Genomic DNA, 24,222 nt, shown 5'->3' with positions numbered 1-24,222 from the left:
ATCAGTAATGATATTGCTTTTTTGATAAAAAAATCAATATTAAGAATTAAAGGTTTGTTAAAGTTTTAGTAAACTAGTTTTTCTAATACTCAAATTTCAGTAACTTACGAAATATTTTAAAAAACCAATTAATCAAGAAAATGAGAAAGTATTCTACACTACTATTTTCGGCACTTTTTATTTCTGCATCAATATTTGCACAAGAAACAATTAAAAAGGAGCCTCAAAAAGGTCACATTGATCAAAACAGATTTCGTCAATTAAAAAATGTACTTGCTACACCAAACGATCAACATACGGCATCGGGCGCACCTGGTCATCAATATACGCAACAAAAAGTTGATTATGTGATGGATTTACGTTTAGATGAAGCTTCTAACAAATTATATGGTAATGAAGTAATTACGTATCATAATAATTCTAAAGATAAATTAGAGTATTTATGGGTACAATTAGATCAGAATATGCGTGCACCTGATTCTAAAAGTCCACTTATAGAATCTAAAGGAGCTAGCGGTTTTCAAACTCCTCAAAAATTTATTTCAGAGAATTTAGACAAACCAAAAAATTTTGGTTTTAAAATAGAAGAAGTAAAAAATTCAAATGGTAATGATTTATCATACACAATTAATAGCACAATGATGCGTATTAATTTACCTAAGGCATTAGCTTCTGGAGATGTTTTCAAATTTAAAATAAAATGGAATTATTTAATTAATAATTCTGTAGAAGATGGTGGTCGTTCTGGTTTTGAATTATTTCCTGATGGAAACAAAAACTATACTATTGCTCAATTTTTCCCTCGTTTAGCTGTTTATGATAACGTAGAGGGTTGGCAAAATATGCAATTTTTTGGAAGAAGTGAATGGGCTTTAGAATTTGGTGATTACGATGTTAAATTAACTGTTCCTGCCGATCATATTTTAGATGCTACTGGTGAACTACAAAACGAAAAAGATGTTTTAACAAAAGAACAACGTAAGCGTTTCGAAAAAGCAAAAACATCTTACAAAAATCCTGTTTTTATTGTTACTCAAGAAGAAGCTGAAGCTAACGAAAAACAAAGTACTACAAAAACTAAAACATGGCACTTTAAAGCAAATAACGTTCGTGATTATGCATTTGCTTCTTCTAGAAAATATATCTGGGATGCCATGGCTGTAAATGTAAACGGAAAAAATATTATGGCTATTTCTTTATATCCTAAAGAAGGAAATCCATTATGGGAAGAGCACTCTACAAGAGTTGTTGCCAATACTTTAGAAGAATATTCTAAAATGACTTTTGATTATCCTTATTCTAAAGCAATTTCTGTTCATGCAAAAGATCAAGGAATGGAATATCCTATGATTTGTTTTAACTACGGACGTCCTAATGCTGATGGTACTTATTCTGATAGAGTTAAAAACGGAATGATTGGTGTAATTACTCATGAAGTTGGGCATAATTTCTTTCCTATGATTGTAAATTCTGATGAGCGTCAATGGACTTGGATGGATGAAGGTTTAAATTCTTTTGTTGAAATTTTAGCAGAATTAGATTACGATCCTAGTTTTAATACAGGTAATTTACCAAAAGATATTGTACGTTATATGAGTTTAGATCAAGAAAAACTAAGCCCTATCATGTCACATGGTGATTACGTGAAAAACTTTGGACCAAATGCTTATACAAAGCCAGCTGCTGGTTTATATATGTTGCGTCAAACTATTATGGGTCCTGAATTATTCGATTATGCTTTTAGAACTTACGCTAAAAGATGGATGTTTAAACACCCTACTCCTGCTGACTTCTTTAGAACAATGGAAGATGCTTCTGGTATGGATTTAGATTGGTTCTGGAGAGGTTGGTTCTACTCTACTGATTATTCTGATATTGGAGTTAAAGAAGTGAAAACACTTTACATAACAGACAAACAAAATGATAGAGTAAAAGGATTAATAAAAACAAATCCACGTGCAAAGGCTTATTTTGAATCGTTAGGTGAATTAATCTTTTTAACTGATAAAAAAGAAGATGCTAATACTAGTAAAATTAATAATTATATTAATTCTTTACCTGTAAATAAAAAAGCAAACTTAAAAGCATTACCTAAATATATGTATCAAGTTGAATTTGAAAAAATAGGAGGCTTACCAATGCCAATTATTGTTGAATTAACATATGCGGATGGTACTAAAAAACGTGAAACATTCCCTGCTCAAATTTGGATGAAAAATGATCAAAAAGTTTACAGAGTTTTTTCTTCAGATAAAGAAATAAAAAGCTTCGTAGTTGATCCTGATTTAGAAACTGCAGATATTGACACAACAAATAACAGCTGGCCTAAGAAAACAGCTAACAAATTTGATAACTTTAAAAATAAAAATTAATTTTTTATTTTTTTAAACAAAACGAAACCCGCTTTTAAAGCGGGTTTTATTTTTTATTGATAATAAATAATGTCTAATTTTATTTAAGCAGAAGTATCTGCAATTATTTTCCACGATCCTTTTATCTTTCTAAAAATAATCATGAATATACCATTTGCATCTCCTACTTTTCTTGTTAAATGGTACTCTCCCATTACAAAATAAGAACCACTATTTATTTTTGAAATATCGTTAATCTTAAACTTTAATGTTCCTGAATAATCTTTAGTTGGATATCCTCTTTTATAATTTGATAATGTTTTATTCCATCCATAAGTAAGCCCACTACTTCCGTAAAATTTTAAAGAATCATTTTTCCAATAACCTTGCATATATCCTTCAATATCATGATTTGACCAAGCTATTTCTTGAGCTTTCATTACGGCTAAAATTTCTTTTTTTTCCGTTTTTTCTGATACAACTTCTTCTAAAGGTTTTTGTTTACAAGAAACACTTATAAACAACAATAATATTATAAATACGAATACTTTTTTCATTTTAAAATAATGATTTAATAATTTCATTAATACTTATACCTTCTGCTTCTGCTTTGTAATTTTTAACAATTCTGTGTGATAATATCGGTACAGAAACTGCTTGAACATCTTCAATATCTGGAGAAAATTTTCCATTTACAGCAGCGTATGCTTTTGCAGCTAATATTAAATTCTGAGACGCTCTTGGTCCTGCTCCCCAATCAATATACTTTTTAATTAAAGTAGTTGCTTTTTCTGATTTCGGACGTGTTTTAGCTACCAAACCAACAGCATATTCAATTACATTATCAGCTACAGGAATTTTTCGAATCAATTGTTGCATTTCGATAATTTCTTGTGAAGACAGAATTGAGTTTACAGTCTGATTAATTGTTGAAGTTGTATTTTTTACTACCTGTACTTCTTCTTCAAATGTTGGATATTCTAAATGAATAGAAAACATAAACCTATCTAACTGCGCTTCTGGTAATGGATACGTACCTTCTTGTTCTATCGGATTTTGTGTTGCTAGCACAAAGAATGGTAAATCTAATTTATAATGATGACCAGAAATAGTTACCGATTTTTCTTGCATTGCTTCAAGTAAAGCTGCTTGAGTTTTAGGTGGTGTACGATTAATTTCATCGGCTAAAATAATATTAGAAAAAATAGGTCCTTTTATAAATTTAAACTGACGATTTTCATCTAAAATTTCGCTTCCTAAAATATCCGAAGGCATTAAATCTGGTGTAAATTGAATACGACTAAACTGTAATCCTAATACATCTGAAATAGTATTAACTAACAATGTTTTTGCCAAACCTGGTACACCTATTAAAAGAGAGTGACCTCCACAAAGAACGGATAATAATGTATAATCAACAGCTTCTTGCTGTCCTATAATTACTTTACCTATTTCTTGTTGTAATTGACTAAATTTCTTTACTAAATTGTTTACAGTGGCTACGTCTGACATATAATGAATTTTAAATTTACTTACTTCAAAAATAGTAATTTACAAACTATTATAAAATAAGATTCCCGCTAAACGCGGGAATCACAATATACTAAAATTATTAATGCTTATTTATTTTCTTTCTTCCAATCTTTTTTAAATACACAGTCTTTGTAATCGTTACCTAATTTAATATAGGTTTCTTCTATTTTTTCATTAGACCACTTAACGATTACTTCTTCTTTTTTCTTAGCTAAAGCAAACTCTTGTAATCTTACATAATCATCTACAAGATTTGCTTTATGTGTATCTGTTTTCTTTTTTAATAAGATTACTTTATACATTTTTTCACCTTCACGAGTTTCATCATAAAAAATATCAGATAAATCTCCTTGTTTAAGTTCACTAATTCTACCAAATAAATCTGGAGGCATTCTTGTTAATTCAAAAGTAGTTTCTTGTGTGTATGGATTTATAATTAAACCACCATTATTTTTAGTTTCATCTTCTTCTGAGAATTTTTTCACAGCCTCTTCAAAAGTTATTTTTCCATTTTTAATATCTTTTACAATATTTTCAATAACATCTTTTGTTTCTTTTAATTTATCATCTGCAATTTCTGGTTGCATTAATATGTGAGAAACATCACGTCCATTACCTCTAATTTTATTTAGTAAAATAATATGATATCCGAAAGGTGATTTAAAAGGTGCTGATATTTGACCTTCTTCCAATGAAAAAGCTACTTCTTTAAATTCTTTTACAAAATTTGTTTCTTTTGTAATAACCCCCATATTCCCACTATTTTGAGCTACACTTGGGTCATCTGAATTTATAATTGCTTTTAATTTAAAACTAGCACCTGCTTCAACTTGCTTTTTAATTTGATTAAGTTTATTGATAATACGGTCATTTTCTTCCTTTGTTGGCTCAGCATTTAATACTAATTGTGCTATTTCTACTTGAGCAGGAATTTCAGGTAATTCATTTTTATCTTTTAATCCTTTAAAATACACACGTATTTCTTCTGGAGTTACATCAACTTTTTCGGTAATTTTTAGTTGTTCTTTTTCGATAAGAATATTTTCTGTCTGTACTCTTGCTAACTCTTTCTTTAAATCTTCAATATCATTAAAACCATAAGCTTTAATTACTTTTTCTTCACTACCGTATTCTTTTGTAAAATACGTAATACTTCTTTGTACTTTGCTATCAATGTCTGGTTGAGATACAACAACACTATCAATAATACCATGATGTGCTAATAATTTTTGTTGCATTAACTCTTCTAACATTTCACAATTAGAAATTTGTATTTTTCCTTCACTCCTAACCTCAACTTCTTGTTTAAATTTATCGATATCAGAATCTAAAACAATGTTTTTACCGACTACTACAGCAACACCATCAATTTTAGTTTGTTGTGCATTTACAGCTACTAAACCTGATAAAAAAAAGGTTAATAATATACTAGTATTCTTTAAAGTTTTTATTTTGAATTGCATCATTTATCAACGTTTTTTCTATCTCTCTAATTAATTCTAATTTTCTTTTGTGTAAAATTATTTGTTTAATTCTACTACTTACAAATGTTAAAGGTGCCGTAGCATTTTTTGGCAACCTCTTTTTTACAGCCACCAAATATACTCCTAAACTATCTTCTTTTTGTATGTATTTGGAAATTTTTAACAAATCTTGCTTCGTTTCGAACTGAAAAGGCGGAATTATTTTTGGTAATGAAGAAAATGGAATCCAAGTTGTATCTTGTAATCTATATGACTTAAAATTTAATAAGTATCTTTCTAAATCTTCTCTATCTTCTTCTTTTGAAGATTTAAAATTTTTAATAGTTTCTTCTTTATCTAAGAAATCTTTACCAAAATAAATATATTCAAATTGTAAAATCTCTTCATTTAGCTTAAAGTTTTCTTTATTTTTTTGATAATATAAATCAACCTCTTCTTGTTCCACAATAGTATCTAATTGTTGTTTTATCAAACGCTCTTTATATCCATTTATATATAAACTTTTCTTATAATTATTTACTAAATTTTCTATTTCATCGCTGTTAACCTCTGAAATATTTTCTTCTGCCTTAGCTAATAACAGCTGTTTTTTTGCCCAAGAATAAATAAGTCCTCTTACAATAACGATACTATCTTTTGAACTAATACCTTTTGGCAATAACTCTTCAATATCTTTTTTATATAGATTTTTATTTAAAACAGTTGCAATAGGTCTGTGTTGTGTTATTTTTTCAGTTTTTAAACTGATAAAATCACAAGAAACAATAAGTATTGCTATTAATAAAAGGGCGGTTTTATTTATCATATGTTTCTTTAAACTTTTTTAATACACTCTTTTTTATTTTTATCTTATTCTTCTTTCTTAACTCAGAAATCCATTCTCTTTCTATTTCTTTTTGATAATCATTAATAACAAATCCTTTTACATCTTTAAATGGTTTATTCTGATATTTTAATTTGTTATCCTGATAAAAAGCAGTTAAACCTAAAGTATCTTTAGATGCTTTGTTCCATATTTTTTGTTGTAATAACTCGAATAATAGTAAACCTTCTTTATATTCTAATAAAGTATTTCTGTATACAGGTTCAGTATTTATTAAATCATCTTTAAAATATTTGATTATCTGACTATTTTTAAAGTTTTCATATAAACCAGTAATAGACTGATTAGATTTATATTTTATCGATTTAAAAAATACTTGTTGTGTTATTTTTTTATTATTGATAGAAAGTAAGACTTTATTTAATTTCTCTTCTTTTAATTGATGAATATCTGATGTTAAAAAAACAGCCAAAGCTTTTTTATGTTCTTTAATTCGATATTCTTTTTTCAATTTATTTAAAATAGCTGTCTTTGACAAACTAGCTCTATTTGTCTTTTTCACTTTATCGGTTAATTCATCTTTTAAATCATCAAAAGAACCGATTGGATAATTTTTTAATAACTTAACAATATGCCATCCATATTTCGTTTTAAAAGGTTTACTATAAGCACCTATTTCTGGTAATTCTCTTACTTTATTTTCAAAAATGGCAACCATTTTTCCAGTACCAAACCTTAGTAATTTACCCCCAGAAAAGGCTGTTCCTTTATCTTCAGAATATTTTTTAGCCACTGTTTCAAAAGAAATCCCCGATGCTATTTTTTGATATAACTCATTTATTTTCAGCTCACCTTTTGGATTATCTTTTACTAAAATATGAGCAACTTCAAAATCTCCTTTAGCGACTCTTTTTCCTGTAACTTGTAAAATATGATATCCAAATTTTGTTTTAAAAGGCTTTGAAACTTTACTTAAATCAGTAGCATAAGCGGCATCTTCAAACGGATATACCATTGAAAAAGCTGAAAAATAGCCTAAATTACCACCATTAACCTTTACTGAAGGATCTTCAGAAACTTCCTTTGCTATTTTTTCAAAAGAAGCTCCGTTTAAAATAGTCTTTCGAATAGCATTTATCTTATTATATAAAGGCAAGGTATCAAATTGAATTCCTTTTTTAGGGAATTTAATTAAAATATGACTTGCCTTTACTTCTGTTTTTTTACGAAGATAAGCTTGTTCTACTAATTCATTTAAATACACTGTATTCTGTAAATAAGGCGCTATTAATTTATTTTTATAACCCGCTAATTCATTTTTATAATTTTTTAATGTATCTAATTTTAAATCGTATGCTTCTTTTACTTTTAACTTATAATCAATAAATAATTCTAAATAGTTATCTATATCTTTAGATTTATCATCAATTAAAACGCCTAAGTTTTTCTCGTAAACTTGCTTAAATTCAGACACCATTACAGGTGAATTATTAATACGAAATAACTCCGTATCTTTTTGAGCAAAAGAATTAATACTCGTTATCACTAAAACAATAAATACTAAAAATATTTTTTTCATCTATAGAGAAATTATTCCTTTAATTACATCTGCTTTTTTGTAATAGGCAATTACTTCGTCAGCGCTTTTAACGTTTAAAAAAATAGAAAGACTATTATATTTTCCTGTTTTTGATTTTTTAGTTTCAATAACAGCACCTGCATTATTAAACAATTCTTTTACTTCTTCTACTTGATTCCCATCTGTTGGTACAATAAATTTATATAAATATTTACTCGGAAACGTTGTTGTATCTTCTAGTTGTCCTTTCAATTTAATATAAAATGCTTCTCTCTCTGACATAATACGTACTATTATTTTTTCTAAAATTAATTTTAATCATCATTTAAAAATGATGAAACACAAAATTACACTATTTATTACATTTATAAATTGAAACTTATATTTTTGCACTATGCAACAAAAAATAGTTTTAATAGGAGGTCCTGGTACTGGTAAGTCTTCAATTTTAAATGAGTTTATAAACCTCGGTTATAATTGTATGCCTGAAATTTCGAGAGAAGTAATACTAAAGGCTCAAAGAGAAGGTATAGATCAATTGTTTTTAGAACAACCTTTGCTCTTTAGCGAAATGTTATTAGAAGGAAGAGAACAACAATATTTAACTGCTCAAAAAAACAATAATGATATTGTTTTTTTTGATAGAGGAATCCCTGATATACATGCATACATGAATTATTTAGGCAATGAATATCCACCTATTTATATAGAAAAGAGTAAGCAATATATATATACCAAAGTATTTATGTGCTCACCGTGGGAAAGTATTTACGAATCGGATAATGAGCGTTATGAAACATTTGAGCAATCAGTAAAAATAGATAAATTTTTAAAAGAAACTTATATGGAAATTGGTTACGAAATTATAGAAATTCCTTTTGGAAGCGTAAAAGAACGCTGTGATTTTATTTTACAATCATTATAAAAAATGTCTGATAAATCGATAGAAATATTAGCTCACTATTGGAAACACCGTTCTTTTAGATCACCTCAACAAGAAATTATAACGGCTGTTTTAGACGGAAAAGACACCATCGCTTTATTACCAACAGGTGGTGGAAAATCTATCTGTTTTCAAATTCCTGCACTAATTAACGAAGGAGTTTGTATTGTTATTTCGCCATTAATTGCGTTAATGCAAGACCAAGTTGATAGCCTTATCAATAAAGGAATAAAAGCAACTGTAATTTCTTCAGGAAGTTCTCAGGACGAAATAATTACGCTTTTTGATAATATCCGATTCGGAAAAACAAAATTTTTATACATTTCTCCAGAACGTTTACAGTCTCGTTTTATTCAAGAAAAAATAAAACAACTAAAAGTTAATTTAATTGCTATTGATGAAGCGCATTGTATTTCTGAATGGGGGCATGATTTCCGTCCTTCTTATCAAAATATTTCAATTTTAAAAGAGTTACAACCCAAAGTTCCTTTTATCGCTTTAACAGCAACGGCAACTAAAAAGGTAATTAACGATATTATTGTTTCCCTAAAACTTGATACTCCTAAGATATTCAAAAAATCTTTTTATCGAAAAAATTTAGCTTATCAAATTTTTGAAACAGATGATAAACTAAATAAATTAAATCAGATTTTCACAAAAACAAAAGCTCCTGCAATTGTTTATGTCAATTCTAGAGCGAAAACAAAAGATATTACTAGTTATTTAAGTGCCAATGGATTTAAAAGTTGTTTTTATCATGGAGGATTAACATTTCAAGAGAAAGAACTTGCTTTTGATAGTTGGATGAGCGAAAAAACACCCATCATAGTCGCAACCAATGCCTTTGGTATGGGGATAGACAAGCCTAATGTAAGGGTAGTTATTCATTTAAACCTTCCTAGTTCGATTGAAAATTATATTCAAGAAGCTGGACGTGGCGGACGAGATGGAAATAAAGCTTTTTCTGTTGTTTTAGTCAATAAAAATGATATCAAAAAAAGCGAAGACTCTTTAGAAACCTCTCTTCCTATTATTTCTGATATAAAATTAGTACATCGAAAATTATATCAGCATTTTCAAATTACAATAGGTGAATTTATTGAAACAGCTTTCGATTTTAATTTTTTAGAGTTCTGTACAAAGTATAAACTCCCTTCTACTAAAACATATAATGTATTACAGATATTAAATAGTAATGGTATTATAGAATTAAATGCTAATTTTCAGCAAAAATCAACCATTCATTTTATTGTTTTAAGTAAACAGGTTGTACTTTATTCTCAACAAAATCCATCAGTAAAAAACTTTATACAAACAGTTTTACGCTTATATGGAGGTGTTTTTGAAAACCCTGTTAAAATTGATGAGTTTTATATTGCCAAAAAAACAGGCATTACTTCATGGCAAGTTGTTGAGGAATTAGAACGAATGCAAGAAAAAAATATACTCGAATATCATAAAGCAACCAATAATTCTGAATTGTTTTTACTGCATCCACGAGAAGATGATAAAACTATCAATAGAGTTTCAAAAAACATTAACCTCTATTTAACTCAGAAAAAGCAAAAACATAAAGATTTAATTCATTTTATAGAAAATAATGACGTTTGTAGAAGTGTTCAGTTACTAGCTTATTTTAATGAAGATGCTACTAAAAAATGTGGAATTTGTGATGTTTGCTTACAATACAAAAAAACTTTTTATATAAATCCAGAACATATAATTAAGCTATTAGATAAGGAAAAAAGACTAAGTGTTTCTGAAATCTGTACACGACTACATGAAAAAGAAGCAAACATTTTAATACTTTTGCGAACGCTATTATCAGAAGAAAAAATAAGCGTTACTAACAACAAATACTTTTTACTATAAATGAGAGATTTACGCATCGTTTTTATGGGAACACCCGATTTTGCGGTTACCATTTTAAAGCACCTTATCGAAAATGATTATAATGTAGTTGGCGTAATTACTGCCGTAGATAAACCTGCCGGTAGAGGTCGTAAATTAAACCAATCGGCGGTAAAAAAATACGCGCTTTCTCAAGAACTACCAATTCTTCAACCGACAAACTTAAAAAATGAAGATTTTCAAGCTGATTTAAAAAAGTGGAATGCCAATTTACAAATTGTAGTTGCTTTTAGAATGTTGCCAAAAATAGTTTGGGCAATGCCTGAATATGGTACTTTTAATTTACACGCATCTTTATTACCTGATTACCGTGGAGCTGCTCCAATAAACTGGGCGCTTATCAATGGTGAAAAAACAACAGGGGTTACTACTTTTTTTATTGATGATAAAATAGATACAGGTGAAGTTATTTTACAAAAAACAGTACCTATTAAAGAAGATGAAATTGTTGGTGAGTTACACGATAGATTAATGAACTTAGGAGCTGTCTTAGTCGCTGAAACGTTAGATTTAATTGCTACTGGGAATGTACCCACAACAAAACAACCTGAACTAGAAGAAAAATCTGCACCTAAATTATATCCTGATAATTGCAAAATAGATTGGTCTAGGTCTTTAAATCATATTTATAATCATATTCGTGGTTTAAACCCATATCCTGCCGCTTGGACGACTATAAATAATGGTGAAACTGAAATTTCAGCAAAAATATACGGTACAACAAAAGAATTTGCTGAGCATGATTTAGCTAACGGAACGATTGTTACTTCTAAAAAAGAATTAAAAATCGCCGTAAAAGATGGGTACCTTATTATTGAGCAAATTAAAATTTCAGGTAAAAAATTAATGGATGCTAAAAGTTTATTAAATGGTTTTCAATTTGATACAGAAGCTAAAGCCCTGTAACCCTTTATTCATCAGCTTTAACCAAATTCGATAAAAAACAAGGTAGGTTATTAACAATTTCAAGAATGTTATTAACAATTTGTTGTTTTTTTAGACTGAAAACTTGCACGGAACCGCATTCCTACTATATTTGTTGAGCTATTAAGCGAAAAAACAAAAATTAATTTTTAAAATATTAAAATTATGAACAAATCAGATTTAATCGATGCAATGGCTGCTGATGCAGGAATTTCTAAAGCTTCTGCTAAACTTGCATTAGACTCTTTAACTTCTAACGTTACTACTTCTTTAAAAGAAGGAAACAAAGTAGCATTAGTTGGATGGGGAACTTGGTCTGTTTCTGAAAGAGCTGCTAGAACTGGTAGAAACCCTCAAACAGGAAAAGAAATTCAAATTGCTGCTAAAAATGTAGTAAAGTTTAAAGCAGGTGCTGGTTTAAGCGATTCTGTAAACAACTAAGATTTATAAAATATACTTTATATTTCAAACAGCATTTAGGCAACTAAATGCTGTTTTTGTTTTATATAATAATATGTATTAAATGAAAAATATAATATTACTATTACTAATCGGTATAAATTTAATTAGCTGTAAAAAACCAATTAATGGAAATCAATTAGAAAATAGAGATGGAATACATTTTGAAATAAACAAAAAAACTCCTTATACAGGTGAAGCTATTGTTAAATATTATGAAAGTGGAGAAAATGAACTTAAAGAAATATTTAAAAATGGAAAAAGACATGGAGAAAGTATAAGGTACTATAAAAATGGAGAAATTTACAGAAAATTAAGTTGGTTAAATGGACAACAAACTGGAAAAGATATTTGGTATTATGAAAATGGTCAAATATCAACTCAATCTAATTTAATCAATGGTATATCTAATGGAGATTTAACCAATTACTATAAAAGCGGTGAACTTGAATTTAAAGGAAACCTAATAGCTGGAAAGCCTAATGGAGATGGTATTCGACTTTATAAAAATGGAAATACTAAATATAAAATAAAGTGGAAAAATGGAAAAGAAGATGGTGAAGCGATTTGGTATTATGAAAATGGAAAGATAAAATTAAAAAAAAACTATAAAGAAGGAAAACTAAACGGAGAGATAATTAACTATTACGATAATGGAGAAATAAAATCTAAAGAAAACTATAGTAATGGAAAAGTACTCAAAACTAATAAATATTAGTTATTTATTACAACTTACTAATATCATATTTTTATACACTACTTATTACACACAAAAATAATTAGAATAAAAAAATGCAAATAACTACTTATTTGTTTATTTTTTTTAAATTGAAAAATTAAAACTAAAAAAATGCTAAAAACATCAAAATCATTCATTATCGCCTCTTGGGTGGCACTAATTTCTGGTATATCAGGTTATTTAATTGGATTATCAAAATCTGAAATGGCTTTTAATGAGAAAGGATATTATTTTACTGTATTAATGTTCAGTCTTTTTGCAGTTATTTCACTTCAAAAAAGTGTTAGAGATAAAATAGAAGGACATCCTATAACAGAGATATATTATGGAGTTTGTTGGTTTGGAACTATTTTATCGATTACTTTACTAATAATAGGACTTTACAATGCTAGTTTATTACCTAGCGAAAAAGGGTTTTATGCATTTGCCTTTTTACTTAGTATTTTTGGAGCAATTACTGTTCAAAAAAACACTAGAGATAATTTAATTTTGGATAAAGAAGATAAATAAAAAAATCCGCTGAAGTTTTCAGCGGATTTTTTTTATTTAATTTTGATATTACTCTTCATCTCTTATTTCATCATCAAAATCATTTTTAATTCTTTTACTTCCTTCATATAATTCATACTTTACAAAACGACAATCTAAATCGGCATTTTTAAGTGGTATTCTTTTTGAAGTTCGTAAACCAACGTGTTTTAAAGCTTGTGTATCAGAAGTAATTAACCACGCCATCGAACCTGGATAATTATGCTTTAAGGTATCCCCTATTTTTTTATAAAACTCTTCAACATCAATATTTAAACGTTCACCATAAGGCGGGTTAAATAAAATAGTTGTGTTACCAAATACCTCTTTCTTTGAATTAAAAAAGTTTACATGGTGTATCCCTATAAATTCTTCTAAATTGGCATTAACAACATTCTGTTTAGCCTTGGTAACTGCCGAAGGAGCTTTATCAAATCCCATTATTTTAAAATGAGAACTTGTAATTTTTTTCAACAAAGCATCTTGAATTACAAAATATAAATCTTCATCGTAATCTTTCCAGTTTTCAAAAGCAAAATGCTTACGATTAATGTTTGCTGGTATATTATTAGCAATCATTGCTGCTTCAATTAATATAGTACCAGAACCACACATAGGGTCAATAAAATTCTCTTCTCCTTTATAACCAGATAATAATACTAATCCTGCTGCTAAAACCTCATTAATTGGGGCAATATTGGTAGCACTTCTGTATCCTCTTTTGTGTAATGAATCACCAGAAGAATCTAAAGAAATAGTTAGCCATTCATTATGAATATGTATATGAACTTTAACATCAGGATGTTTTAAATCTACATTCGGACGTTTTTTATACTTACTCATAAAGTAATCAGCAATTGCATCTTTAGATTTTAAGCTAATATAATGCGAATTTGTTGTGAAATTTTTAGAATTCACAACAGCTCCAATAGCAAAAGTACCATCTACATCTAAATAGCGATCCCATTTTATACGCTGTATAGCTTCGTATAAATCTTCTTCATCAAAAACTTTACTTTTTTTAATTGGTTTTAAAATACGAATAGCTGTACGTAAAGCAATATTTGCTTTGTACATAAAACCAGTGTCTCCTTTAAAGGAAACATTACGTATTCCTTCCTTAACGTCCTGAGCACCAAGTTTTCTTAGTTCATCTCCTAGTACGCCTTCTAAACCTGCCATCGTAATGGCAGTCATTTTAAAATCTTTCTCCATATAACTGTAAAATTTCGATACAAAAGTACAGCTAATTTTGGGTTGATAGGAATCTTTTCTTGTTTCAATCTAAAAAACGTAAGATTTATGTATTTTTGCAGACCTTATACATATGAAAACAACAGACTGGTTTACTTCTTGGTTCGATACATCTTACTATCACACATTATATAAGCACAGAAACGATGCAGATGCACAGTTTTTTATGCGTAATATAACGTCTTTTTTACAACTCCCTAAAACAAGCCACATAGCTGACTTACCCTGCGGAAAAGGACGGCATTCGGTTTATTTAAACTCCTTAAACTACAAAGTTACAGGAGGTGATTTAAGTAAGAATAGTATTACACACGCAAAACAATTTGAAAATGAAAATCTTCATTTTGAAGTTTGGGATATGCGAGATCCTATAAAAGAAAAATATGACGCTATTTTTAACTTATTTACAAGTTTTGGTTATTTTGATGATGATAACGAAGATATTGCCATTTTAAAAAGCATTAAAAATGGCTTAAAAGAAGATGGTGTATTCGTTTTAGACTTTTTAAATGTTGAAAAAGTAAAAAATTCGTTAGTTACATCAGAAATTAAAACTGTAGATAATATTGAATTCAATATTAAAAGAGAAATTAAAGATGGTTTTATATTAAAACATATCTCTTTTATTGCTGATCAAAAACAACACAATTACACCGAACAAGTAAAGTTTTTAACTTTAGATAAAATGCAAATCTACTTTAAAAAAGCTGGCTTAAATTTAAAACATGTTTTTGGTGATTACGGTTTAAATGAGTTTGATAAAAATACTTCTGATAGATTAATTTTAATTGGAGAATGAGTTATATATTATTAATAATAGCAGTTTTAATAGGTTCTTTACTAGTTTTAATATGGAAACCGAATAACAAGCACGTACGTTTATTACTAGCCTTTAGTGGTGCTTATTTACTTTCGGTAACTATTTTACATTTACTTCCTGAAGTTTATACACATACGCATAACGCTAAAAAAATAGGAATTTTAATTTTAGTCGGAATTATTATTCAATCGGTATTAGAATCGTTTTCTAAAGGAGCTGAACACGGACATATTCATGTACATTCTGATAAATCAGATTTTCCTTGGTTGTTATTTATTAGTTTATGTATTCATGCTTTTTCGGAAGGATTACCAATACATCATGCTGGTGATAACTTACTTGGAGCGATTATTGTTCATAAAATTCCAATTGCGATTGTTTTAACAACCTTTTTATTGCAAACAAATTATAATAAAAAAACAATTATTTTATTTTTAAGTGTTTTTGCTATTATGAGTCCGTTAGGAGTTTTAGTTTCTGATAAAATACCTTTTTTTAACGAGTATCATACAGAAATTACAGCTTTAATTATTGGTGTTTTTCTTCATATATCAACAATAATACTTTTTGAAAGCTCTGAAAATCATAAATTTAATTTAAAAAAATTTACTGCCATTCTTTTAGGAATTATTCTGACTATTTTTTCGCTTTAATATTTTTTGAAAAAAAAAGACCTCACAGGTTTTAAAAACATGTGAGGTCTGGTTATAATTAATATTTTCTAATGAAACCAGATCGTTAATGATTTTATCTTAGCTAAATCAGGAATTTGCTCAATAGTTACTTTTTGAGTACTAAAATCTTTTAAACCTAAATCTTCTTTATCAAGTGAAACTGTTGCATTTAAATCATCAATAAATAAAGTTACTGATAAAAATGAAGATTCTACTTTAGAAATAGTATTGTTTGCATTAATTTCTTGAAATAAAGAATTTATATTTAAACCAGAAGCTGTTTTAAAACGCTCATCAAAAATTTCGATACTTTTTATTGTTGATAAAGAATCTAATTGTTCTTTAGGTACAATTGTTAATAAATGCTTTCCTCCTTTTTCATAAATTAAATATTTATCATCTTCTTGAAAATAGTTACTTCCTTTAGCTCCTTCGCTTAATACTTTTACAATCGAATCATTTTTAAAAACTCTATCAACCTCTTGCATGGTTGTAGCTGTAGATAATTTACCTATTTTCCCTTTAGAAATATCGTATTTATTGTTTCCACACTGTATAAATACCACTGAAATTAAAGCGATTATTAAAGGTTTAATTATATTTTTCATTGATTTACTGGTTTGGTTACTAGTTTTTGTTGGTTATTTATATTAAAAACGACTTTGCAGTCTATTTGTTTTATTTTAATTCCTTTTTTAAAAGCCCTAACATTTATAATACATATTATTTGGTAATATACTATTTTTGAAATCGGGTTTTACATCGTTTAAAATTTTTTTTTTGATAAATCACGTAAAAGTAACAAAAATCATCCATAAAATTTTAATGTTGACTATCTTTGCATCCTTATGTTGAAAAAAGAAGTACAAGAGTTAATTGATAAAGGACAAATGCTTCCATTAATGGAGGAATTTTATACTATTCAAGGAGAAGGATCGCACACAGGTACTGCGGCTTATTTTATTAGAATTGGAGGTTGTGATGTCGGATGTCATTGGTGTGACGTTAAAGAAAGTTGGGATGCAAATTTACATCCACCAACCAAAACAGACATTATTGTTTCCAATGCTAAACAATATGCTAAAACAGTAGTAATTACAGGTGGTGAACCTTTAATGTGGAGTTTAGATTATATTACATCTGAACTGCAAGATAAAGGAATGAAAACACACATCGAAACATCAGGAGCATATGCTTTTTCTGGAGTTTGGGATTGGTTTTGCTTATCTCCTAAAAAAACAAAACTACCTACAAAGGAGTGTTATAAAGAGGCAGATGAATTAAAAATGATTATTCATAACAAGAATGATTTTAAGTTTGCAGAAGAGCAAGCTGAAAAAGTTGGCAAGAAATGTCAATTATTTTTACAACCTGAATGGAGTAAAAAAGAAGAAATGACTCCGTTAATTATTGATTATGTAATGAAAAACCCAAAATGGCGAATTTCTTTACAAACTCATAAATTTTTGAATATACCTTAAAATAAAAATATCATAAAAAAGCAACCTAAATTTAGGTTGCTTTTTTTATTATTAAGAGCCTGCTGTTTAAATTTTACCCAAAAAGAGTTTTATAGCTGAAAAATAGAATCCGTCAAACTGAATTTATTTCAGTTTCGCATTCTTATTTGCCGTAGTTCTTCATTTTATGTGATTCTGAAATAAATTCAGAATGACGGTTAATGTTAAAAAAAACACTTTAGTTAAAATTTAAACAGGCTCTAAAAATTTAATACTTTACAGTTCCATTTTTATTATCAAAAATAATAATGATATTTTTAAATTAATTAAAAAACAAAAACTCGCCTTTTCAGCGAGTTTTTATAATAAAAAGTAATTTATTATTATTCTTTATACACCCCCATATTTGCGTATTTATCCATACGCTGGGCAATTAATTCGGCTTCTGTTAAATCTTTTAATTCATCAAAAGCACTTACTATTTGTGCTTGTACTGCTTTATAAGCTCCTTCTTTATCAGCATGTGCACCTCCAACTGGCTCTTCAATAATTCCGTCGATTAATTCTAATCGCTTCATATCTTCACCTGTTAATTTCAATACTTCGGCTGCTTTTTCTTTATATTCCCAGCTACGCCATAAAATAGAAGAACATGATTCTGGTGAAATTACCGTATACCAAGTGTTTTCCATCATATATACTTTATTTCCTACACCAATACCTACAGCACCTCCTGAAGCACCTTCACCGATAACGATTGTTATAATAGGTGTTTTAAGGCGGGTCATTTCAAGAATATTACGAGCAATCGCTTCTCCTTGTCCTCTTTCTTCAGCTTCTAAACCTGGATAAGCACCTGGAGTATCTACTAAAGTTACGACAGGAATGCCAAATTTCTCTGCCATTTTCATCAAACGCAATGCCTTACGATATCCTTCAGGGTTTGCCATTCCGAAATTACGGTACTGACGTGTTTTAGTATTATATCCTTTTTGTTGACCGATAAACATAAACGATTGATCGCCTATTTTACCTAAACCACCAATCATAGCTTTGTCATCTTTTACGCTACGATCACCATGTAACTCCATAAAAGTGTCTCCACAAATAGCCTTGATATAATCTAAGGTATATGGACGGTTTGGATGACGTGATAATTGTACACGTTGCCAAGGTGTTATATTTTTGTATATCTCTTTTTTAGCCTTTTCTAATTTTATTTCAATATTCCTAGAGGTCTCTGTAACATCTACATCACTTTCTTCTCCTATAGCAAAACATTTCGCCAACTGATCTTCTAGTTCTTTTATTGGCAATTCAAAATCTAAATATTCCATTATATATAGTTTGATTATATTTTTTTAATTCTTTGTAAAAGCAAACATACTAAAAAATTACAATCTTTAGCTTTCTACCTTTTCTTAAAATATTAATTTTTCTTAAATTTATCTTTGATAGACCTCATATTTTTGATAACTCCGTTTAATAAAACAACTCCTAAAATAATAAATGCACCATAATAAAACTCTGTACTCATTTGTTCTTTTTCGCCAAATATGATTAACGCAAAAACAATAGCATAAATAGGCTCTAAATTAATAGTTAGCATTACTGTATAAGGCGTTAAGTACTTCATTATATCTACCGAAGCAATAAAAGCGTACCCAGTACAAACACTACTTAATAAAATTAAATACAACCAATCATTCGTTGGTAGTTGAAAAAAAGCTACTGAAAATTTTTGTGTAAATAATAAATATAATGTTACCGCTAATGCACCAAATAATAATTGATAAAAAGAAATAGTATTTGCATCGTATTTTTTAATATAAAGACCATTTAAAACAGCAAATAATGCTGATAAAAATGCAGATATTAATGCGTAAATTATCCCTAAAGTATATTCACTTTGAAAATTAAAAATAATATACAAGCCTCCAATAACTAATAGTCCTAATAAAATTTCAATAATTTGAATTTTTCTTCTAAAAAACAGCGGTTCAATCAGCGATGTAAAAAAAGCACCTGTACTCATAGTTACTAAAGCCACGGAAATATTTGATACTTTTATTGCCATAAAAAAAGTAACCCAATGTGCGGCAATTATTACTCCTGAAAAAGCAAATTTTAAAAGCCCTTTACGATCGACCTTAAAAGATATTTTACGAATTATAAAATAAACAGCAATAAATACCACTGCTATTGTCATACGATACCAAGTTAAAGGAATTGCATCAAGAGAGATTAAAGCACCTAATATTGCTGAAAACCCCCATATAAAAACAATAAAGTGTAATTGTAGGTAATGTTTTAGTTTACTTTCTTGCATTAAAATATAAATAAAGTGAATATGTACCAAACACAACATTTGGTATCCACACATTTAATAAGGCATTTGCGCCAGCTACTGCACCTAATACTTCTGCTACTTTTAAAAAGAATACATATATAAACATTAAAGAGATACCTAAGGCTAAATTAACACCTATTCCTCCTCTTGTTTTTTTGTATGCTAAAGCAACTGCTATTAATGTCAAAATATAACATGCTATTGGTAAACTGGTACGTTTATATAGTTCTACCAAATAAATATTTAAATTTTTAATACCTCTTTTTTTTGAAATGGAAATAAATTCAATTAATTCAGGAGATTTCATCTCTTGAGCCATGATATTTTTATAATTAAAGTCTTTGGGAGTAAAAGCAAAAGTTGTATCTAATTTATTTCCATAAAAAATACTATCATTTCCTTTAAATACTTTCCTTCTCTTCCAATTAACTAATTCAAATATACTGTCTTTTTCTTTCCACGAAATATTATCAGCAGTTAATTGATCTTTTAATTGAATTCCATCATAAATTTCTGTCGAAAAATTATATCCTCTGTTTCTCTTTAAATCAAAATTTTGAAGATAGATATATGTACTATCATTTAGTTGTAAACTAAATTCCCTTACAGAAGTATCTGAATATTTTTTCTTCTTTAAATATTCTCTTTCAAAAGCTTTTCTTGTTTTACTACTAGATGGCACGAAAAAGTGATTCATTAGCAATGCAACAATGCAAACGATTGTTGAACCTATAAAATAAGGGTATAGAAAACGTGTAAACGATACTTGAGAACCATTAATAGCTACAATTTCTGTATTATTTGCTAATTTTGATGTAAATAATATTACAGCAATAAATAATGCCAATGGCATAAATGTATTAGCGTAATATATTATAAAATTAATATAATAATCATTTACGATTTCTACAAAAGTTAACGTTTCGTGTCGTAAAAATTTATCTATTTTCTCCGCAATATCAATAGCTACCGCAATAGGTATTAATATTAATAAGGTAAACAGAAATGTTGCCAAAAAACGCTTTAATATGTACCAATCAAGTATTTTCAAAAAAAATATTTTTATAAACGATTATCCATTTGCTTAACCATCTTATCTTTCCACTGTACAAAATCTCCAGCTAAAATATGTTTTCTAGCTTCTCTTGTTAACCATAAATAGAAGCCTAAATTATGGATAGATGCTATTTGCTTTCCTAACATTTCTTTTGCAGCAAAAAGGTGTCTTAAATAAGCTTTAGAATACATGGTATCTACATAAGTAATTCCCATATCATCTATTGGAGAAAAATCATTTTCCCATTTCTTATTTTTAATATTGATAGATCCGTAAGCTGTAAACAACATACCATTACGTGCATTACGAGTTGGCATTACACAGTCAAACATATCAATACCTAATGCTATGTTTTCTAAAATATTAATTGGCGTACCAACTCCCATTAAATAACGAGGTTTATCTTCTGGTAAAATAGCTGTAACAACTTCTGTCATAGCATATAATTCATCAGCTGGTTCACCCACTGAAAGCCCTCCAATAGCATTTCCTTGTGCACCAACTGATGCAATATATTCTGCTGATTGTTTTCTTAAATCTTTATAAGTACTTCCTTGTACAATAGGGAAAAACGTTTGTTCATATCCGTATTTAAAAGGTAATTTTTCTAGATGATTTACGCAACGTGTTAACCAACGGTGGGTCATATGCATCGAGCGTTTTGCGTAATTATAATCACACGGATACGGTGTACATTCATCAAAAGCCATAATAATATCGGCTCCAATGGTACGTTGAGTTTCCATTACGTTTTCAGGAGTAAAAAAGTGCATTGAACCATCAATATGACTTTTAAACTTTACTCCTTGTTCGTTTATTTTTCTTCTTCCTGAAAGTGAATATACTTGATATCCTCCACTATCAGTTAAAATATTACGATCCCAATTCATAAACTTATGTAAACCACCTGCGGCTTCTAAAGTTTTTAATTTTGGTCGTAGATATAAATGATAGGTATTTCCTAAAATTATATCAGGGTTTATTTCATCTTTAAGTTCAGATTGATGCACACCTTTTACTGTACCAACAGTACCTACTGGCATAAAAATTGGTGTTTCAATAGTTCCGTGATCTGTAGTAATAACTCCTGCTCGGGCTTTACTTTTTGGGTCTGTTATTTTTAAGTCGAATTGCATAAGGCACAAAGATACGTTTATTTAATAATTGGAAAAGTAAAAAAAATAATTATTTACTTTTGTTCAGTTGACAAGATTATTCTCAATTTCAAACAGAATTTATTTCAATAAATTTGCTCTAAAAAATGAATCAAAACAAAGAATTATTTTGTCTTGATTCATCACTAAGAACATCGCGAATTAGTATGCAAATCTGAAATAAATTCAAATTGACGTGTTCTACTCTTTTTTATTATGAAAAAATATTTTTATTTACGTCTTCTTGCCACTTTACCTTTTGCACTTGCTTTTGCATTTCGTAGAGTTTTAGGAGAATTCTTTCTAAAAGCAGCACTTTTTTTGTTAACTGCCTCTTTTTTCTTTGTTTGCTTTACTTTCTTCGTTTGTTTAGCTTGACCTGTTTCTTTTACTTGTCTTGCTTGTTTTGGCTTATTTTTTTGAACTTGAGATGCTTCTTCTGTTTTAGAAGAACTTGAAATCATTTCATTGATTTCTTTCATTTCATCTTCTGTTAATTCTCGCCAATCACCAGGTTTTAAATTTCCTAAAGAAACATTCATTATACGATAACGCTTTAACTTAGTTACTTCATAATCTAAATATTCACACATTCTACGTATTTGACGATTTAAACCTTGAGTTAAGGTAATTTTAAATATAAAATCTGTTATTTTTTCAACCTTACATTTTTGAGTTACCGTTCCTAACATCGGAATTCCGTTACCCATTTTATCGATGAATTCTTCGTCTATTTTTTTATCAACAGTAACAATATATTCCTTTTCATGGTTGTTTCCTGCACGTAAAATTTTATTTACGATATCACCATCATCTGTTAAAAATATTAATCCTTCCGATGGTTTATCTAAACGACCGATAGGAAATAATCTTTCAGGATGTCCTACAAATTTTACAATATTATCTTTTTCTCTACTATCCGTAGTACAAACAATACCTACTGGTTTATTTAAAGCGATATAAAGTGTACTTTTTTTTGGTTCTAATAAACGTCCATCTACTCGTACTACGTCTCCTTTTGAAACTCGATTACCTAATTTAGCTACATTTTTATTAATTGTAACTCTACCTGAATTAATAAATTTCTCAGCATCTCTACGAGAACAAATACCTGTACTGCTGATAAATTTATTAAGATTTACTGAAACTCTATTGTTATCTTCCATTATTGCAAAGAAAAAGAAAATCCCCAAGTTTTAGCTTGAGGATAGTTATTAATTATTTTATTTTTTTAAAACATAATCATTTTCTGAGTACATCTAGCTAAACTTGGGCGTCTACTATAGTCAAAACCAAGTGTTATCATATGACTTCCATAATTAAAATCTTGTGTTTTGTTTAAATCAACACTAAAACCATAAGAGAGATATAAGTTATTCTTTTTTAAACCGACTAACGGAGCAATTGCATGAGGCTTAAAGGATTGATCATTTAAAGAAGTATAACTTAAACCAGCCCAAATATATCCTTCATCAATACCTTTTCTAACTTTTACGTTTAAATCTGTTCTAGATCTTTTATCTTGTTCATAATATTCTACAAAAATAGATGGTTCAATTTCAATTCTATCGCTAATTCTAGCAAATACAAATGATGAATAAACCGTATATCTACCTAAACCTTCTGGTTCATTTGTTGAAAAATTTTCTATTTTTTTATCTAAAATATTATTTGCATTCACACTAATACTAAAATGCTCATAACGATAAAGCATACCTATATCAAAGTTAGAACTCGCTTCTGATCTATTTGGAACATTACTATTTGAATTATCATTTGAAGTATCAATACCAAATTGAACAAAATTATAAGTTAAACCGAATGACAAAAAACTATCATGAAAATTACTTAATGTTAAATGGCTTGCTAAAGATAATTTAACTCCTTTTTGGGTTGTTTCTCCATTTTTATCATTAAAAAGAGTAATACCACCTCCAAAACGTTCTGCTAAACGAGCTTCAGCAACTAATGATTGTGTATCTGGAGAGTCTTTAACTCCAATCCATTGACTTACACCATTTAGTCTAACTTTTAATTCTGACCCTATACCCGCATAACTTGGCGATATTAAAAATGGATTGTCAGCCATATGACTAATATACTGAGGTAAATTAATTTCTTGAGCGACTAATTTTAGACTAAAAATTAGGATGCTTATTGTTATAAATATTTTTCTCAT

General features: G+C 28.5%; 24 protein-coding genes. 10 read left to right on the top strand and 14 right to left on the bottom strand.

The window, feature by feature from the left end:
• Nucleotides 1-140: 140 nt before the first annotated feature.
• Nucleotides 141-2,372 (top strand): M1 family metallopeptidase, encoded by a 2,232-nt coding sequence (locus tag AB0T67_RS01380; RefSeq protein WP_369218818.1) that lies wholly within the window; start codon nt 141-143, stop codon nt 2,370-2,372.
• Between the two features lie 83 nt (nt 2,373-2,455).
• Here the strand turns inward: AB0T67_RS01380 and AB0T67_RS01375 are convergent, their stop codons facing one another.
• The 6 genes from AB0T67_RS01375 to AB0T67_RS01350 form a co-directional block, all read right to left on the bottom strand.
• A complete protein-coding gene (locus AB0T67_RS01375; RefSeq protein WP_369218817.1) occupies nt 2,456-2,908 on the bottom strand; it encodes a YybH family protein in 453 nt (150 codons plus the stop codon).
• A 1-nt stretch (nt 2,909) separates the two neighbouring features.
• Entirely contained in the window at nt 2,910-3,863 is a 954-nt protein-coding gene (locus AB0T67_RS01370; RefSeq protein WP_369218816.1) for an AAA family ATPase, read from the bottom strand.
• Between the two features lie 107 nt (nt 3,864-3,970).
• Nucleotides 3,971-5,350: a peptidylprolyl isomerase gene (locus AB0T67_RS01365; RefSeq protein ID WP_369218815.1), complete on the bottom strand. Its 1,380-nt coding sequence runs from the start codon at nt 5,348-5,350 to the stop codon at nt 3,971-3,973.
• Nucleotides 5,313-6,173, bottom strand: coding sequence for a hypothetical protein (locus tag AB0T67_RS01360; RefSeq protein WP_369218814.1), 861 nt, complete (start codon nt 6,171-6,173; stop codon nt 5,313-5,315). Before AB0T67_RS01360 ends, AB0T67_RS01365 begins: the two co-directional genes overlap by 38 nt.
• Nucleotides 6,163-7,770 (bottom strand): peptidylprolyl isomerase, encoded by a 1,608-nt coding sequence (locus AB0T67_RS01355; protein ID WP_369218813.1) that lies wholly within the window; start codon nt 7,768-7,770, stop codon nt 6,163-6,165. Before AB0T67_RS01355 ends, AB0T67_RS01360 begins: the two co-directional genes overlap by 11 nt.
• On the bottom strand, nt 7,771-8,052 hold the full coding sequence (locus tag AB0T67_RS01350) for a DUF493 family protein (RefSeq protein WP_271230029.1): 282 nt from the start codon (nt 8,050-8,052) through the stop codon (nt 7,771-7,773).
• Between the two features lie 112 nt (nt 8,053-8,164).
• Here AB0T67_RS01350 and AB0T67_RS01345 point away from each other — a divergent pair, with 112 nt between their 5' ends.
• From AB0T67_RS01345 to yiaA, 6 genes are all read left to right on the top strand, one after another.
• The gene (locus tag AB0T67_RS01345; protein WP_271230030.1) at nt 8,165-8,695 is read left to right on the top strand and encodes an ATP-binding protein; all 531 of its coding nucleotides are present in this window, start codon (nt 8,165-8,167) and stop codon (nt 8,693-8,695) included.
• A gap of 3 nt (nt 8,696-8,698) precedes the next feature.
• Nucleotides 8,699-10,585, top strand: a complete 1,887-nt coding sequence (locus AB0T67_RS01340; protein WP_369218812.1) for a RecQ family ATP-dependent DNA helicase — start codon at nt 8,699-8,701, stop codon at nt 10,583-10,585.
• Entirely contained in the window at nt 10,586-11,530 is a 945-nt protein-coding gene (fmt, locus tag AB0T67_RS01335) for a methionyl-tRNA formyltransferase (RefSeq protein ID WP_369218811.1), read from the top strand. It abuts the gene before it with no gap.
• 183 nt (nt 11,531-11,713) lie between these two features.
• Nucleotides 11,714-11,989, top strand: coding sequence for an HU family DNA-binding protein (locus AB0T67_RS01330; RefSeq protein WP_271230033.1), 276 nt, complete (start codon nt 11,714-11,716; stop codon nt 11,987-11,989).
• Between the two features lie 82 nt (nt 11,990-12,071).
• The gene (locus AB0T67_RS01325; protein ID WP_369218810.1) at nt 12,072-12,725 is read left to right on the top strand and encodes a toxin-antitoxin system YwqK family antitoxin; all 654 of its coding nucleotides are present in this window, start codon (nt 12,072-12,074) and stop codon (nt 12,723-12,725) included.
• 132 nt (nt 12,726-12,857) lie between these two features.
• Nucleotides 12,858-13,256, top strand: coding sequence for an inner membrane protein YiaA (yiaA, locus tag AB0T67_RS01320; protein WP_369218809.1), 399 nt, complete (start codon nt 12,858-12,860; stop codon nt 13,254-13,256).
• Nucleotides 13,257-13,304: 48 nt separating this feature from the next.
• On the opposite strand, the gene AB0T67_RS01315 is transcribed toward yiaA, so the two are convergent.
• Nucleotides 13,305-14,489, bottom strand: coding sequence for a THUMP domain-containing class I SAM-dependent RNA methyltransferase (locus AB0T67_RS01315; protein WP_369218808.1), 1,185 nt, complete (start codon nt 14,487-14,489; stop codon nt 13,305-13,307).
• A 112-nt stretch (nt 14,490-14,601) separates the two neighbouring features.
• Between AB0T67_RS01315 and AB0T67_RS01310 the strand changes: the two genes are divergently transcribed.
• Both AB0T67_RS01310 and AB0T67_RS01305 read left to right on the top strand, forming a co-directional pair.
• On the top strand, nt 14,602-15,327 hold the full coding sequence (locus tag AB0T67_RS01310) for an SAM-dependent methyltransferase (RefSeq protein WP_369218807.1): 726 nt from the start codon (nt 14,602-14,604) through the stop codon (nt 15,325-15,327).
• Nucleotides 15,324-16,001 carry a ZIP family metal transporter gene (locus AB0T67_RS01305; RefSeq protein WP_271230037.1) on the top strand — a complete coding sequence of 226 codons (678 nt, stop codon included), beginning with the start codon at nt 15,324-15,326 and terminating at the stop codon, nt 15,999-16,001. Before AB0T67_RS01310 ends, AB0T67_RS01305 begins: the two co-directional genes overlap by 4 nt.
• 68 nt (nt 16,002-16,069) lie before the next feature.
• On the opposite strand, the gene AB0T67_RS01300 is transcribed toward AB0T67_RS01305, so the two are convergent.
• Nucleotides 16,070-16,630 carry a hypothetical protein gene (locus AB0T67_RS01300; protein WP_271230038.1) on the bottom strand — a complete coding sequence of 187 codons (561 nt, stop codon included), beginning with the start codon at nt 16,628-16,630 and terminating at the stop codon, nt 16,070-16,072.
• Between the two features lie 240 nt (nt 16,631-16,870).
• Here AB0T67_RS01300 and AB0T67_RS01295 point away from each other — a divergent pair, with 240 nt between their 5' ends.
• The gene (locus AB0T67_RS01295; RefSeq protein WP_271230039.1) at nt 16,871-17,503 is read left to right on the top strand and encodes a 7-carboxy-7-deazaguanine synthase QueE; all 633 of its coding nucleotides are present in this window, start codon (nt 16,871-16,873) and stop codon (nt 17,501-17,503) included.
• A gap of 362 nt (nt 17,504-17,865) precedes the next feature.
• Here the strand turns inward: AB0T67_RS01295 and AB0T67_RS01290 are convergent, their stop codons facing one another.
• From AB0T67_RS01290 to AB0T67_RS01265, 6 genes are all read right to left on the bottom strand, one after another.
• Nucleotides 17,866-18,819, bottom strand: a complete 954-nt coding sequence (locus AB0T67_RS01290; protein WP_271230040.1) for an acetyl-CoA carboxylase carboxyltransferase subunit alpha — start codon at nt 18,817-18,819, stop codon at nt 17,866-17,868.
• A gap of 92 nt (nt 18,820-18,911) precedes the next feature.
• On the bottom strand, nt 18,912-19,811 hold the full coding sequence (locus tag AB0T67_RS01285) for a DMT family transporter (protein ID WP_369218806.1): 900 nt from the start codon (nt 19,809-19,811) through the stop codon (nt 18,912-18,914).
• Nucleotides 19,798-20,883, bottom strand: a complete 1,086-nt coding sequence (locus AB0T67_RS01280) for an LptF/LptG family permease (protein WP_369218805.1) — start codon at nt 20,881-20,883, stop codon at nt 19,798-19,800. Before AB0T67_RS01280 ends, AB0T67_RS01285 begins: the two co-directional genes overlap by 14 nt.
• A gap of 11 nt (nt 20,884-20,894) precedes the next feature.
• A complete protein-coding gene (tgt, locus tag AB0T67_RS01275) occupies nt 20,895-22,025 on the bottom strand; it encodes a tRNA guanosine(34) transglycosylase Tgt (RefSeq protein ID WP_271230044.1) in 1,131 nt (376 codons plus the stop codon).
• Nucleotides 22,026-22,273: 248 nt separating this feature from the next.
• Nucleotides 22,274-23,209: a 23S rRNA pseudouridine(2604) synthase RluF gene (gene rluF, locus AB0T67_RS01270; RefSeq protein WP_369218804.1), complete on the bottom strand. Its 936-nt coding sequence runs from the start codon at nt 23,207-23,209 to the stop codon at nt 22,274-22,276.
• Between the two features lie 65 nt (nt 23,210-23,274).
• Nucleotides 23,275-24,222, bottom strand: coding sequence for a PorP/SprF family type IX secretion system membrane protein (locus tag AB0T67_RS01265; RefSeq protein ID WP_369218803.1), 948 nt, complete (start codon nt 24,220-24,222; stop codon nt 23,275-23,277).

The organism is Tenacibaculum salmonis (assembly GCF_041053065.1).
In the GTDB taxonomy this organism is placed as follows: Bacteria; Bacteroidota; Bacteroidia; order Flavobacteriales; family Flavobacteriaceae; genus Polaribacter; species Polaribacter pacificus_A.
The sequence above is the reverse complement of the archived record's forward strand: the minus strand, read 5'-3'. Positions and strand labels throughout refer to the sequence as shown.